The sequence below is a fragment of the Ectopseudomonas composti genome, assembly GCF_900115475.1.
GTDB classification, from domain to species: Bacteria; Pseudomonadota; Gammaproteobacteria; order Pseudomonadales; family Pseudomonadaceae; genus Aquipseudomonas; species Aquipseudomonas composti.
In genome coordinates this window covers 266,796-280,003 of record NZ_FOWP01000002.1, presented here as the reverse complement: position 1 = coordinate 280,003, position 13,208 = coordinate 266,796, and the positions used below count along the sequence as shown (strand labels likewise).

Below are 13,208 nucleotides of genomic sequence, written 5' to 3'. Positions count from 1 at the left end.
CAAGCGACGTTGAACATGACACCCCGGCCATCTTCCATGGCCTTCTGAGGTTCACGGATGCCTCGCGTCTTTCTGGCCTTGCTGCTGTTCTGGCTCGCCTGCCCGAGTTGGGCACTTGCGCCTGCGTCGCTCGATAGCGACGACCTGCGCCTGTCTCTGGGCCCCTACACCGGTTACTACGAGGACGTGAACGGCGCCCTCAGCGTCGAGCAGGTGCAGGCGCTGGATGATGAGGCCTTCAAGGGTCTTGGTGGCGAGCATGCCAACCTCGGCAAGAACACCTCGGTGTGGTGGTTCAAGGTTCGCCTGGTCAATGCACTGAACCATCAACTGGGCGGCTATCTCGAAGTCAACTATCCGCTGCTCGATCATCTACAGGTTCACCTGATCAACCCGGAAGGCAAACGCCTGGAACAGGAAAGCGGCGACAACTTCGCCTTCTCCCAGCGACCGGTGCAGGTACGCAACTTCTGGTTTCCCATGCAGCTGGAGCCCGGTGTCAGCACCTTGCTGATCCGCGTCGAAACCACCAGCACGGTGTTCGTGCCGCTATTCTTCGCCACCTACGGTGCCAGCGCCGCAGCGCAGGAAAACCTTATGGGCTTCAACGGCGCGTTCTACGGCGTGCTGTTCGCCATGTTCTGCTACAACCTGTTCCTCTACCTGTCGCTGCGCGAATCGGCCTACCTCTGGTACCTGGCCTACAACCTCAACGTCGGCCTGCTGGCGGCCTGCTTCGACGGCATGCTGTTCAAGCTACTGCCCGAGCATGTGGCCTTCCAGTCGGTCAGCATCTATATCCTGATGTACGTACACTGCCTCACGGCGATCCAGTTCAGCCGCCACTTCCTGCATGCACGTCAATACTTCCCACGCCTGGACACCGGCCTGCGCCTGCTGATGCTGATCTGCGTCGGCTGCCTGCTGTCGGTACCGCTGATCGGCTTCGCCGCCTGGAACATCCTGGCCAGCGTCACCGTGTCCCTGGTTTCGCTGATCCTGCTGCTGACCGGCCTCTACGTATGGCGTCGCGGCGTGCGCTACGGCTCCTACTACACCTTGGCCTGGGCCATCCTGCTGTTCGCTTTCATCCAGGCCACCACCGGCTCGCTGGGCCTGGAAGTATTCGGCGTGTTCGGCGCCACGGCAGTGAAGATCGGCGTGACCATCGAGCTGATCACCTTGTCCATCGGCCTTGCCGACCGCATCAACCTGCTCAAGGAAGAAGGCTTCAAGTCGCGGCGTGCGGCCGAACAAGCGGCGTTCGAGAGCCAGGCCAAGAGCCGCTTCCTGGCCAAGATGAGCCATGAAATCCGCACCCCGCTCAACGGCGTACTGGGCATGCTGCAACTGCTGCGCGAAACCCCGCTGGATCGTAGCCAGCGCTTCTACGTCGACACCATTTCCAGCTCCGGCAGCTCGTTGATGGCAGTGATCAACGACATCCTCGACTACGCCCGCATCGAATCCGGCAAGCTCAGCCTGGAGCAGATCGAGTTCGATCTGGAAGACATGATTTCCGAAACGCTCAGCCTGTTTACCGGCCAGGCGCTGGATAAACGCCTGCGCCTCTACGTCAGCCTGGAAAACGGTGTGCCACGACGTATTCAGGGTGACCCGACGCGACTTAAACAGATCCTGATGAACCTGCTCAGCAATGCCCTGAAATTCACTGCCGAAGGCCATGTGGCGGTCAGCGTCAGCCGCCGTAGCGACAGCCATGGCAAGCCGCATCTGGTGTTCGCCGTCAGCGACAGTGGCATCGGCATCAGCGAGCAGGCCCTGGCGCAACTGTTCGAATCGTTCGCCCAGGGCGATTCCAGCACGACCCGCCGGTATGGCGGCAGCGGCCTGGGCCTGGCCATCAGCAAGGAACTGGTGGAGATGATGGGCGGTAAAATCGAGGTGCAAAGCACCCTGGGCCAGGGCACTCGCTTCGCCTTCGACATATCACTGCTGGCCGAACAGGAAGCGCCCGACGAGCTCAGCCGCCTACTGGCCGGGCGCACCGCCCTGCTCGCCTCCCTCGATGGTCTCGGCCTCGATGCCATGAGCCGCCTGCTCGGACGCTGGGGTATGCGTACCGAGCGCTGCCAGACACCGGAGCGACTGCAGGACTACCTGGAGGATTTCGCGGCGCCGCCGCTGCTGGTGCTGATGGCGCCCTGGCCTGGCGGCGTCAACCACTGGCTCGATTCACTCAGGCCCCAGTTGCAGCCGCAACAGCGCGTGCTGCTGGTCTGCCCACCCGAGGCCTGCCAGCAACTACCGACGAGCCATGGCCTGCGCCTGCAACACCTGGCCCAGCCAGTGGCGATCAACGCGCTACGACAGGCCTTGAACGGGCTGTATGAAGAACCCAGAGCACAGGTACATCAGTTGGTCAGAGAAATACGCAGCGACAACAGCGAAGCCCCCTGCATCCTGGTGGCCGAAGACAACCCGGTGAACCAGTTGGTGGTTCAGGGTTTCCTGAAGAAACGCGGCTACAGCGTGCGCCTGGTCACCGACGGCCAGGCCGCAGTGGACGAGTACGGCCGCGATCCGGCCGCCGTGCATTTGATCCTGATGGATTGCGAGATGCCGGTGATGGACGGTTTCGAAGCCACACGGCAGATCCGGCGCCTGGAACGTGACCGGCAACTCGCCGCCGTGCCGATCATCGCGCTGACCGCGCATATCCTCGAAGAGCACCGCCAGCACGGTCTGGACGCCGGCATGGACGACTTTCTCGGCAAACCGCTGGATAGCGGGCTGCTCTACAGCACATTGGAGCGTCACCTCAAACGGCCCGGCAACCTCCACTGACGGATCTCGCAGTACAGCGGCTCTGGCTCTATCATGGGCGCCAACCACTGGAGCCGTTGACTGTGTTGATCCCCGCTGACCTGCTGCAAGCCGACACCCTCACCGCCCTGATCGAAGACTTCGTCACCCGTGACGGTACCGACAACGGTGACGAAACCCCACTGGAAACCCGCGTGCAGCGCGTGCGCCGCGCCTTGGACAAGGGCGAGGCGGTGATCGTCTTCGATCCAGACAGCCAGCAATGCCAGTTGGCGATGAAGCGTGACGTGCCCAAGGAGTGGCTGGAAGCTCTGCAGCAATCCCTCAGTGATTGACCGTATGCGCCAGCATCACCGATAGCTGGCACAGCGGTCGGCCGCTTTCGGCCTGCCACTGGTTGAAGGCCGCCTGCACGGCGGCCAGGTCTTTCAAACTGGTCGGGGCCTTGTCGATCACCTTCTGCGCCTTGAGCGCGGCGACCATGTCATCGGTGGGGATGAAGGTATCCTTGCCCACCATACGCAGAAAACGTGGTGCCGACAGGCCGCCGAGCTGGCTGCCATGCTTGGCCAGGTATTTCCACAGGCCGACAATATCGCTGACCGGCCAATCGGCAATCAGAGCACCGAAACTTCCCTTCTCGCGGCGTACGTCGAGAATGAACTGAGCGTTGCGCGGCACGCTTTTCAGCTTGCCCAGATGGCGGATCAGCCGCGTGTCCTGCATCAGGTTTTCCAGGCGTTCGGCGCCCATCAGCACCACCTTGTCCGGGTCGAAGCCGAAGAACGCTTGCTCGAACGCAGGCCACTTGGCGTCCACCAGGCTGTGCTTGAGGCCGGCGCGGAAGATGCGCAGACTGATCAGCGACAGATAACGGTCATCGCTCAGCGCCCGCAGCTCGGCATCGCTGCGCGGCTGCGGCAGCATGGCCTCCAGTGCCTTGGCCGAGCCGAAGCGATTGAGGCAGAACTCGTGCAGCCACTTGTAATCACGCATGAATCGAATCCTTCATAAAACGGACGACAGAGCCTGCACGCAGCGCGCTAAACACCGCAAGCCCTGTATTGACCGTAAGGCGGGTGCAACCCGCCAATCTCAGGCTGGGCAGCTGCCCTATCCGTGCAAACGCTCGGCAGCCTGACGCAACGCCGCTTCGGTGCCGCTCCACCCCAGGCAGCCGTCGGTGATCGACACGCCGTAGCGCAGCTCGCCGGACAGCGCCTGGCAACCGTCGAACAGGTGGCTCTCCAGCATTACCCCGCGCAGGCTGGTATCACCGGCCAGGCGCTGGTCGATCACGCTGTCCAGCACCGCCGGCTGACGCAGCGGGTCCTTGCCGCTGTTGGCGTGACTGCAGTCGACCAGGATGCGTGGGGCGATGCCCTGCCGCTGCAGTGCATCGCGCGCGGCAGCGACACTGGCAGCGTCATGGTTCGGCGCGCCATGACCGCCGCGCAGCACCAGATGAGTGTCCGGGTTGCCGGCGGTGTGCAGCAGTGCCGGATGGCCGAGGTCGTCGATGCCGAAGTGCTGATGCGGGTGTGCCGCCGAGCGCATGGCGTCGCAGGCGATGCCGACGCTGCCATCGGTGCCATTCTTGAAACCCACCGGCAGATCCAGCCCGCTGACCATCTCGCGGTGTACCTGCGACTCGCTGGTGCGCGCGCCAATCGCCGCCCAGCCGAGCAGGTCGTCGAAGTAGCCGGCGGCCATCGGCTGCAGCAACTCGGTAGCCAGCGGCAGGCCGCGCGCGAGGATCTCCAGCATCAGTTGCCGCGACTGACGCAGGCCTTCGGCCATGTCACCGCTGCCGTCGAGGTGCGGATCGTACAGCAGCCCCTTCCAGCCCACGGTGGTGCGCGGTTTTTCCACGTAGGCGCGCATCACCAGCAGCAGTTGGTCATTCACCTGCGGCGCCAGTTCGGCCAGGCGTTCGGCGTACTCGAGAGCGCTACTGCGGTCATGCAGGGAACAGGGGCCGACCACCACCAGCAGGCGCGAATCCGTACCATCGAGCACGGCGCGGATGGCGTCACGGTCAGCGGCAATGGTGTCGGCAAGTGCACTGGGCAACGGCAAGCGTTGGCGCAGTACGGCGGGGCTGGGCAGCGGCTGGGCGCTGCGGCGGGCGATGCTGGTAACGGGCGAAGCGAGTTGAGCGGAGCTGTTCATGATCTGGCGGTTCCTTGGCCGGCGCGGTCGATACCGCGGCGGCGCTAACTGAGTGTTCGTTGTAAAGGTGTCAGGGCGGTGGTAACGCTGCTAAATCGCCAGTCGTAGCGGTAGTTGCGGTAATAACGGTTCATCTGTGAATCCTCTAAGTGCTGGGCCGTTTTCGGCCGGAAAAAACAAAACCCCCGGTCGGGTTGCCGACCGGGGGTTTTCTGGAAAACGTCTCTGGTGGCGACCCTGGTGTCTCAGGCCGCCTGTGGGGTATCAGGCGCGCCTGTGGCTAAACCAATACCCAAAGAAGTAATACGCCGCCGCCACGACCGACTGCGCACGAACCAGCGCAGTGCGCGATGCACCGGCGTCAAGCGAAGACAGGTGGTTGAGGCTGGCAGACATGGAATTCTCCGAAACAGTGACCGAACCATACTCCAGGTATTTGAGGGGCGGCAAGCCGGGCGGAGAAAAAAGCGGATAAGTAAGCCGTCTATGGCCTAGAACGTAGGATTTACATCCACCGCGGCCCTACGCGGTACTCCTGTAGGAGCGGGCTTGCCCGCGAGCTCGGCGATCTGTGCATAGCAGCGATCCGACTGCGTGACGAAAATTCGTGCGGCAAACTCCTATCTACCGCCACGACACAAAGCTCTGCAAACAAAAGCCGGCAATCGAGAATCGCCAGAACAGGCGATGCAGAGCCTTCCATGGCAGTTGGCGCGGTATCGAATCAGTGGACAAGCCTATGGGAGAGTGATTATCGTCCGAATACTGGCACTTTGAGACCAACCCTATGCACACCCACAAGGATGAACTGGTCATCGAGATCGATGACCAGATTGAATTGCTGATCAAGGAAATCAACGCTTCTCCCAACACCCAGCAGCAGGATGCCTTTATCAACAGCTTTCAGCACATGCTGATCGACCAGTTGATGGGCCCCTTCGGCTTGACCCGCGCAATGTTCGATGACCGCGACGGTGGCGCCATCACGAGCCTGCACAACTTCGAGAAAGGCGTGGTGGCCAACGATGCCGACGCCCAGCGCCACGAAAACTGGCAACGCGCCAATCAGGAAAAATTCGAGCGTGGCGATTACGACGACCGCCTCGACGAACTGCACGACGACATGAAAAGTGCCGACGGCAAGTACTACGACGCCTACAAAGAGCCTGGCAGCGAGATGCCCGAAGGGCCGAGGACCGAAGCCAGGGATCATGTGGTCAGCGCCAGCGAAATCGAGCGTTCCTCCCGCGGACAGCTGGCCCAGACCCGCGAGGAACGTGTCGAGACCGCCACCCAAGACGACAACATCGTGCTCACCGCCTTCAATATGAACTCGTCCAAAGGCGAAGATGACCTGATGGTATGGGCGGCCAAACCGAGCACCAAGGACCCGAGCAAGACCAACGCTGAATACTACGAGCTCGACCCAAAAGCCGTGGCGGACACCTACGCCAAAGCCAAGAAAGCAGTGGACGGTGACCAGAAGAAAGCCGTGTTCATCAAGCAGGGCCAGGAATTCCTGGTAGAAGGCGGCAAGGCAGCCGGCAAGCTGGCGCTGCGGCAAATCCTTGGTCTGTTGCTGAAAGACCTGGTGCAGGACTTGGTGCAAGATGTGCGCTACCTGGTCCGAGAAGGCTTCAACGGGGCTGCCTCGCTGCTGGAAATGGTCAAGGCCCGTATCGAGGCAACCCTGCTGCGCATTCGCGAAAAATGGGCCGAGTACCTCCAGGAAGGGGCAAGCGCCGGTATCGCCGGCTTCGTCTCGACGCTGGTGACACTGATCATCAATTCCTTCGTGACCACCGCCAAGAACCTGGTCGTCATCATCCGCGAGGCGGTGCTTTCGATCGTCCGGGCGATCAAGATGATCGTCGCCCCGCCGCCCCATGTGGCGCCGGGCGACATCGCCTTCGAGGTGATGAAAATCCTCTCGGCAGCGCTCACCCTGAGCCTGGGCATAATGCTGGAAGAGGTGATCCAGAAAGCCTTGGAAGCAATTCCACTGCTGCTGCCCTTTGCTGCCACCCTGGCCCCCGTCATAACCGGCATCATCACCGGCACCCTGACGCTGTTCACGGTGCTTGCCTTCGACCGCCTGAAAGACTTCCTCGCCTTCCGCAACAAACAACTGGCAGATATCCATCGGGGCCAGACCGTGGGTTTCCTGAAGATCAAGCAGACCGTGCTGATTCTGGACGGCGCCTACCAGCACATCATCATCACTACCGAGACACTGCGCACCCAGTTCGCCCTGGACTGGGAAGAGGTCAAGGAAGCCAAGCAGACGACTCAGCGTCGTCTCGACAATTATCGTCAGTCCGTGAACAGCCTGGACGATCTACTGGAGCAGTTTTAATGAGTGCAAACGAACTCGTTCAAGTCGAGGGCAAGTCACCCGCCGTGGTGGCCTCGGACCTACTGAGCGTCATCAAGGACATCGAACTCAGCATCGAGGACAGCAGCAACCAGGTCAGTCGCATCGAGAAGCGCGGCCTGTTCAAGCGCGCCTTTTCCAGCACCCATGGCGATCTGGTGGAAATTTCCAAGTCGCAGAACAAGATTAACGAAATGATGCTTGGGCTGATCCAGGAGATCATCACGCTCAACACCATGAGCTACTCCTTCCTCGCCGCCGTCATTGGCGAACTGGAGCAGCGCGCCAAGACCGGCTGGCTGGACAGCGAGGGGCGTTTCCAGGAACTCTCGGAAACCGGCCAGCAGTTCGCTGACCGCGCCCACGACATTTTCAGCAAGATCCTTGATGGCTCCAAGTCGACCCAGACCAAGATCGAGGTCAATCAGCAGAACATTGAGCAGCTACAGCTGCAGTTCTCGGCAAAAGCGCAAGTGGTGATTCGCGCCCGCGAAGACATCGAAAGCATCAAGTCCACCCTCACCACCAAAGCCGAGCTGATGGCCAAGAGCCAGGAAGACATCGGCCAGATCCAGTCAGTGCTGCTGGCCAAGGCCGAGCGCCTGTCGGGGATCGACAAGCTGCTGGAGGAAAAACGCTCGATCGTCGAACAACAGGATCTGGCGATCAAAGCGCTGGTCGAAGAGCTTCAGGAAAACAACCGCCTGGATATCGAGCGCGAGCGAGCCATGGCCACCCTGCAGCAGGAAGTGCATGGCCTTACGGAACGGCTGAGTGCCCTTGACGCCTCGACCATTACCCAACAGGGCAAGACGAAAATCTTCCTCGGTGTGCTGTCCGGTGCGGTGCTTGCCAGCGTCATTGCTACCGTACTGAACGTACTCGGGCTGATCTGATCACCTGCCGACCTTGTAGGGTGGATGTCGCTTTTTACATCCACCATGGCCGTGCGCGGTGCACCTGTAGGAGCGGGCTTGCCCGCGAGCTCGGCGATCTGTGTCTAGTCGTGATTTAGCGGTGTACCGAAGAGTTTGCGGCTGAAGCCGCTCCTACAGGATGATCGCAGCACGGCCTACAGACGCCGGCGTTCAAAAGCTCGCGGGCAAGCCCGCTCCTACGCATGTGTTGGTGGGGCAGTAGCCCGCCCCGGACATCGACCCGCTGTTTTAAAGGCTCATCACATCGAGGAAGCGAGGCGTGGCGCTGTCGTCGATCTTCAGGCTCTTGAAGTCGAACAGGTTGCGGTCGGCCAGTTGCGAGGGATGCACGTTCTGCAACGCGCGGAACATGATCTCGACGCGGCCAGGACTCTTGCGCTCCCACTCCTGCAGCATCTCCTTGACCACCTGGCGCTGCAGGTTTTCCTGCGAGCCACAGAGGTTGCACGGGATGATGGGGAATTCCTTGAGCTGGCTGTAGGCCTCGATATCGGCCTCGGCGCAGTAGGCCAGCGGGCGGATCACCACGTTGCGGCCGTCGTCGGACAACAGCTTGGGCGGCATGGCCTTGAGCGTACCGCCGTAGAACATGTTGAGGAAGAAGGTTTCCAGGATGTCGTCGCGGTGGTGCCCCAGCGCCATCTTGGTCGCGCCAATCTCGTCGGCGTAGGTGTACAGGGTGCCACGGCGCAGGCGCGAACACAGCGAGCAGGTGGTCTTGCCCTCGGGGATCTTCTCCTTCACCACCGAGTAGGTGTCCTTCTCGATGATGTGATACGGCACGCCTATGGCTTCCAGATAGGCCGGCAGCACATGCTCGGGAAAGCCAGGTTGCTTCTGATCCATGTTCACCGCGACGATCTCGAACTTGATCGGCGCCACCTTCTGCAGATACAGCAGCACGTCGAGCATGGTGTAGCTGTCCTTGCCGCCGGACAGGCAGACCATCACCTTGTCGCCATCCTCGATCATGTTGAAGTCGGTGATGGCTTCGCCGGCCTGGCGGCGAATGCGCTTCTGCAGTTTGTTCTGGTTGACCGAGAGGGTGCCCATGGTGCGTCGAAATCCGAGGGGTGGGAACGAAAGCGCGACATTTTACGCACAATGACGCCGCGCCCCCACCCCACCAACAACTAAATGCTAGTCTCGGCCGATGAACGACGACCTCGACCCCTCCCAGGACCTCACCGAACAGGTGCTGCAACTGCTGCAGGCTGCCCCGGACGGCATTGCCGAATACACCCTGATCCAGCAACTGAAAGACCGCCACAGCAGCCATATTCCCAACCTGCCCCTGGCCGACAAGCTGGTGCTGTTTCGCACCCACTTCCTGCTGTTCAACGCCCTTTATCGCCTGCGCGACCAGCTCTGGCAGCAACGCACGCACCTGCTGCAGATCAGCCCGCTGAGCATCCGCCTGCAGCCCTATCAGACAGGCAGTGCGGCGCTCAGCGAGCGTGACGCACTGCGCGACTACTACCTGGACATGAGCAACCTGCAGGACACTGACGAACGCGACGTCGAACGCCTGCTGACCAGCTTCTGGACGCGCATGCAGGGCGGCGAAGAGAAACAGGCGGCGCTGGAGCTGTTCGAACTGTCCGATGAACGGACAATCGATCTACCAAGAATCAAACTGCGCTACCGGCAGATGGTCAGCGAACATCATCCCGACCGAGGCGGCAGCACAGAGCGGTTGCAGTCGATCAACCTGGCCATGGAAATTCTGCAGCGCTATTACCGCTAGCCTCGAGAGAGCGATTTGCTCTAAAGCCAGACACCACGCCTGTTCCAGGCACTGCCTATACTGCGACATAAGGTCGCATAAATTTGGCCTGACACCCGGTGGCGCTGTCCACGCGCCCCGGGCGTTCGCTGGGGGGCGACCGTCATAAGAATGAGGAGGTGTCTGGCATGATCCACCACGTTTGGGGGCTCTTCACCCATCCCGATCAAGAATGGCAAGAAATCCGTGGCGAGGAAGAATCCATCAGCCACATGTACTTGACCCATGTGCTGATTCTCGCAGCGATTCCCGCAATTTCGGCCTACATCGGCACCACCCAGGTTGGCTGGGCCATTGGTGACCGAGCACCGGTGATGCTTACCGAAGGCAGTGCGGTGGTAATGACCATCATGTCCTACCTGGCGATGCTCGCTGGCGTGGCCGTGATGGGCGCCTTCATCCACTGGATGGCGCGCACCTATGACGCTAATCCCAGCCTGACCCAGTGCATCGTATTTGCCGCCTACACCGCCACCCCACTGTTCATCGGAGGTCTTGCAGCGCTTTATCCACACCTGTGGTTGGGCATGGTCGTCGGTACGGTCGCGATCTGTTACACCGTCTACCTGCTCTACGTCGGTATACCGACCTTCATGAACATTCCCGATGACGAAGGCTTCATGTTCTCCAGCTCGGTGCTGGCGGTGGGCCTGGTAGTGCTGGTAGCAATGATCGCCAGCTCGGTGATCCTCTGGGGCATGGGCGTCGGTCCGGTCTACACCAGCTGACAGTGAGTGGCAGCGAACCCACAGGCCGCCTTCGGGCGGCCTTTTCATTACCTGTCATAGCTCAGCCTGGTCGGCATGATTCTGTTCTACCCACCGGTGCCGAACTATCAACAAACGGTGCAAGAGGACCGGAGCCACGGCACGCAGGAGCAGCGAATGCAGGCGCCGGGAGACGAGTGATACCTGCGCGGGCAGGCCGCTTACGGCATAATCGGCACTCAGCCAGTACCTGCACCTGTCCATGCCCGAACAGATTCACGCCCGCGTCGAAGCCTGCTACCAGCAGGCAGAAGCCTTCTTCAAACAACGTTTTGCCCGCCCCGAGGTCAGCTTCAAGTTGCGTGGGCAGAAGGCGGGCGTCGCTCACCTGACGGAAAACAAGCTGCGCTTCAATCTGCAGCTGTACCACGCCAACCACGAAGACTTCCTGCACCAGACAGTGCCGCACGAAGTCGCCCACATGATCGCCCACCAGCTGTTCGGCCCGCGTATTCAGCCGCATGGTGAGGAGTGGCAATTGATCATGCGCGGCGTTTACGAGCTGCCACCGCATCGCTGCCACAGCTATGAAGTCGAGCGCCGCAAGGTCAATCGCTTCATCTACCGCTGCAGTTGCCCGGACGGTGAATTTCCTTTCTCGGCCCAGCGTCACGCGCTGGTCGCCAAGGGCCGCCGTTACTACTGCCGGCGTTGCAAGGTGACGCTGCATTTCACCGGTGAGCATCGCCAGGAATGATCGCGCGCACCGAAAAAGCTAGCCCTCGAATGACTTCAGCCACTCGGTGCGTTCACGGGCCTGCTGCGCCTGGCATTCCGACTCCCAGAATCCGGTCCAGGGCGAGCCTTGCACTCGGTTACGCGCGTACAGGCTGCAATCCTGCTCGCGGAGCTTGACCCACAGCCGTTGGGCATCGCGCAGCTCCGTGGCGAACGTCGGGTCGTACTGTTTGAGCGAGGCCATCACACGATCATAAGTGCCTTGCAGCTCCTGCTCGGCAGCCTTCCACACCGGCCCCTGGCACATGAATGCGGCCATGGAGCTGCCCTGCTGACAGGGATCCTCCGCATCCTCGGCGGCCTGCGCAAAAAAGCCGACAGCAGCACCCAGCGCCAAAAGCCAGCCCAAGCCCCCCGGCGCCCTCCCCGTGATTCCTTTCATACCCACGCTCCAATGCGATAACGGCGCCCATCCTAAGCGGGCGCTGTTGCTCGCATCAACCGAACACGCGCGCCTCACGCAACGCGGCAATCCGCTCGGCGTCGTAACCCAGCCCCTCCAGTACCTGCTCGGTATGCGCACCGAGCGCGGCCCCTACATGCTGCGGCGGCGGCAAGCCGTCGGAAAACTTCAGCGGACAGGCCAGTTGCGCCTGCGCCGGCAAGCCTTCGCGCGGCACCTCGACGACCAGTTCGCGCGCCCTGATCTGCGGATGCTGCACCGCTTCGGACAGCGGTAGCATGGGCTCGACGCAGGCATCAAGTTCGGCGAACACCTGACTCCATTGCGCAAAATCGCGCTTCTCGAACTCGATCTCGATCTCGCGCTTTAGCGCGCGCTGGTCCTCGGGCTTTTGCGACAAACCACGCGCGGCCAACTCGGGGCGGCCAATGGCAGCGCAGAACTGCTGCATGAACTGCGGCTCCAGACTGCCAACGGAGAACCAGCGGCCGTCGCGGGTGCGGTAATAGTCGTAGAAGCTGCCGCCGTTGAGCGCCTGGCTCTCCATCTCAGGCTCAACCCCGGCGCCTAGGTAGCCCGCCCCGGCCATGCCGTGCAGGCTGAATGCGCAGTCGGTCATGCTCACATCGACCTGCTGCCCCTGACCAGTGGCCTGGCGCTGCACAACGGCCGCGAGCAGCCCGATCACGCCATGCAGCGAGCCACCTGCCAGATCGGCCAGTTGCACGCCCAGTGGCAACGGACCGCTGTCGCGGCGCCCGGTGTAGCTGGCGATACCGGCCAGTGCCAGGTAGTTGATGTCGTGCCCGGCACGGTCACGATAAGGCCCACTCTGGCCGTAGCCGGTGATCGACACGTAGATCAGCCGTGGGTTGATCGCCTTGAGCGCCTCGTAACCGACACCCAGCTTGTCCATCACCCCAGGTCGGAACTGCTCAAGCACGATGTCGTACTCGCTCACCAGCTGCTTGACCACCTCCACCGCCTCGGGGCGCTTGAGGTCGAGGGCGATGCTGCGCTTGTTGCGGTTGAGGTAGGCGTGACTGGTGGAGGTGCCGCCATCGTGCGGCGGCAGCACGCGCACCAGGTCCATGCGCGTGGGCGACTCCACCCGCAGGACTTCAGCGCCCATGTCGGCCAGCAGCAGCGACGCGAACGGCCCCGGCAGCAGCGTGGAAAAATCGAGAATTTTCAGCGATGACAACGGGCCGGACATGGTGACTCCAGGTTGTAAGGAATGACG

General features: G+C 61.6%; 12 protein-coding genes. 7 read left to right on the top strand and 5 right to left on the bottom strand.

The annotated features are described in order from the left end of the window. Positions 1-57: 57 nt before the first annotated feature. Entirely contained in the window at positions 58-2,808 is a 2,751-nt protein-coding gene (locus BM059_RS04975; RefSeq protein WP_074937111.1) for a hybrid sensor histidine kinase/response regulator, read from the top strand. A gap of 62 nt (positions 2,809-2,870) precedes the next feature. Further along, complete coding sequence (locus BM059_RS04970) at positions 2,871-3,122, top strand: YheU family protein (RefSeq protein ID WP_037000031.1); 252 nt, start codon at positions 2,871-2,873, stop codon at positions 3,120-3,122. Here the strand turns inward: BM059_RS04970 and BM059_RS04965 are convergent. Both BM059_RS04965 and BM059_RS04960 read right to left on the bottom strand, forming a co-directional pair. Beyond that, positions 3,112-3,783 (bottom strand): DNA-3-methyladenine glycosylase I, encoded by a 672-nt coding sequence (locus BM059_RS04965; protein WP_074937109.1) that lies wholly within the window; start codon positions 3,781-3,783, stop codon positions 3,112-3,114. The two genes, BM059_RS04970 and BM059_RS04965, sit on opposite strands and share 11 nt — an antisense overlap. 117 nt (positions 3,784-3,900) lie before the next feature. Beyond that, on the bottom strand, positions 3,901-4,959 hold the full coding sequence (locus BM059_RS04960) for a 3-deoxy-7-phosphoheptulonate synthase (RefSeq protein WP_074937107.1): 1,059 nt from the start codon (positions 4,957-4,959) through the stop codon (positions 3,901-3,903). A 787-nt stretch (positions 4,960-5,746) separates the two neighbouring features. Between BM059_RS04960 and BM059_RS04955 the strand changes: the two genes are divergently transcribed. Both BM059_RS04955 and BM059_RS04950 read left to right on the top strand, forming a co-directional pair. Beyond that, positions 5,747-7,315, top strand: a complete 1,569-nt coding sequence (locus BM059_RS04955) for an EI24 domain-containing protein (protein ID WP_083413229.1) — start codon at positions 5,747-5,749, stop codon at positions 7,313-7,315. Further along, positions 7,315-8,229, top strand: a complete 915-nt coding sequence (locus BM059_RS04950; protein WP_074937105.1) for a hypothetical protein — start codon at positions 7,315-7,317, stop codon at positions 8,227-8,229. The genes BM059_RS04955 and BM059_RS04950 overlap by 1 nt, the downstream gene beginning before the upstream one ends. 270 nt (positions 8,230-8,499) lie before the next feature. On the opposite strand, the gene ttcA is transcribed toward BM059_RS04950, so the two are convergent. Further along, on the bottom strand, positions 8,500-9,324 hold the full coding sequence (ttcA, locus tag BM059_RS04945) for a tRNA 2-thiocytidine(32) synthetase TtcA (protein WP_037000035.1): 825 nt from the start codon (positions 9,322-9,324) through the stop codon (positions 8,500-8,502). Positions 9,325-9,424: 100 nt separating this feature from the next. Between ttcA and BM059_RS04940 the strand changes: the two genes are divergently transcribed. The 3 genes from BM059_RS04940 (at position 9,425) to BM059_RS04930 (ending at position 11,521) form a co-directional block, all read left to right on the top strand. Then, positions 9,425-10,018 carry a DNA-J related domain-containing protein gene (locus tag BM059_RS04940; protein WP_074937104.1) on the top strand — a complete coding sequence of 198 codons (594 nt, stop codon included), beginning with the start codon at positions 9,425-9,427 and terminating at the stop codon, positions 10,016-10,018. A 167-nt stretch (positions 10,019-10,185) separates the two neighbouring features. Then, on the top strand, positions 10,186-10,785 hold the full coding sequence (locus tag BM059_RS04935; RefSeq protein WP_037000040.1) for a Yip1 family protein: 600 nt from the start codon (positions 10,186-10,188) through the stop codon (positions 10,783-10,785). A 241-nt stretch (positions 10,786-11,026) separates the two neighbouring features. Further along, complete coding sequence (locus BM059_RS04930) at positions 11,027-11,521, top strand: SprT family zinc-dependent metalloprotease (RefSeq protein WP_074937102.1); 495 nt, start codon at positions 11,027-11,029, stop codon at positions 11,519-11,521. Between the two features lie 18 nt (positions 11,522-11,539). Here the strand turns inward: BM059_RS04930 and BM059_RS04925 are convergent, their stop codons facing one another. Both BM059_RS04925 and BM059_RS04920 read right to left on the bottom strand, forming a co-directional pair. Continuing rightward, complete coding sequence (locus tag BM059_RS04925; RefSeq protein ID WP_244154381.1) at positions 11,540-11,821, bottom strand: lysozyme inhibitor LprI family protein; 282 nt, start codon at positions 11,819-11,821, stop codon at positions 11,540-11,542. A gap of 178 nt (positions 11,822-11,999) precedes the next feature. Beyond that, on the bottom strand, positions 12,000-13,181 hold the full coding sequence (locus BM059_RS04920; protein ID WP_074937099.1) for a CaiB/BaiF CoA transferase family protein: 1,182 nt from the start codon (positions 13,179-13,181) through the stop codon (positions 12,000-12,002). Positions 13,182-13,208: the final 27 nt, after the last annotated feature.

Bases quoted from the DNA above. Each gene is read 5' to 3' on its own strand.
- BM059_RS04975 (WP_074937111.1), top strand. From the start codon at position 58: ATGCCTCGCGTCTTTCTGGCCTTGCTGCTGTTCTGGCTCGCCTGCCCG.
- BM059_RS04965 (WP_074937109.1), bottom strand. From the start codon at position 3,783: ATGCGTGATTACAAGTGGCTGCACGAGTTCTGCCTCAATCGCTTCGGC.
- BM059_RS04960 (WP_074937107.1), bottom strand. From the start codon at position 4,959: ATGAACAGCTCCGCTCAACTCGCTTCGCCCGTTACCAGCATCGCCCGC.
- BM059_RS04955 (WP_083413229.1), top strand. From the start codon at position 5,747: ATGCACACCCACAAGGATGAACTGGTCATCGAGATCGATGACCAGATT.
- BM059_RS04950 (WP_074937105.1), top strand. From the start codon at position 7,315: ATGAGTGCAAACGAACTCGTTCAAGTCGAGGGCAAGTCACCCGCCGTG.
- ttcA (WP_037000035.1), bottom strand. From the start codon at position 9,324: ATGGGCACCCTCTCGGTCAACCAGAACAAACTGCAGAAGCGCATTCGC.
- BM059_RS04940 (WP_074937104.1), top strand. From the start codon at position 9,425: ATGAACGACGACCTCGACCCCTCCCAGGACCTCACCGAACAGGTGCTG.
- BM059_RS04935 (WP_037000040.1), top strand. From the start codon at position 10,186: ATGATCCACCACGTTTGGGGGCTCTTCACCCATCCCGATCAAGAATGG.
- BM059_RS04930 (WP_074937102.1), top strand. From the start codon at position 11,027: ATGCCCGAACAGATTCACGCCCGCGTCGAAGCCTGCTACCAGCAGGCA.
- BM059_RS04925 (WP_244154381.1), bottom strand. From the start codon at position 11,821: ATGGCCGCATTCATGTGCCAGGGGCCGGTGTGGAAGGCTGCCGAGCAG.
- BM059_RS04920 (WP_074937099.1), bottom strand. From the start codon at position 13,181: ATGTCCGGCCCGTTGTCATCGCTGAAAATTCTCGATTTTTCCACGCTG.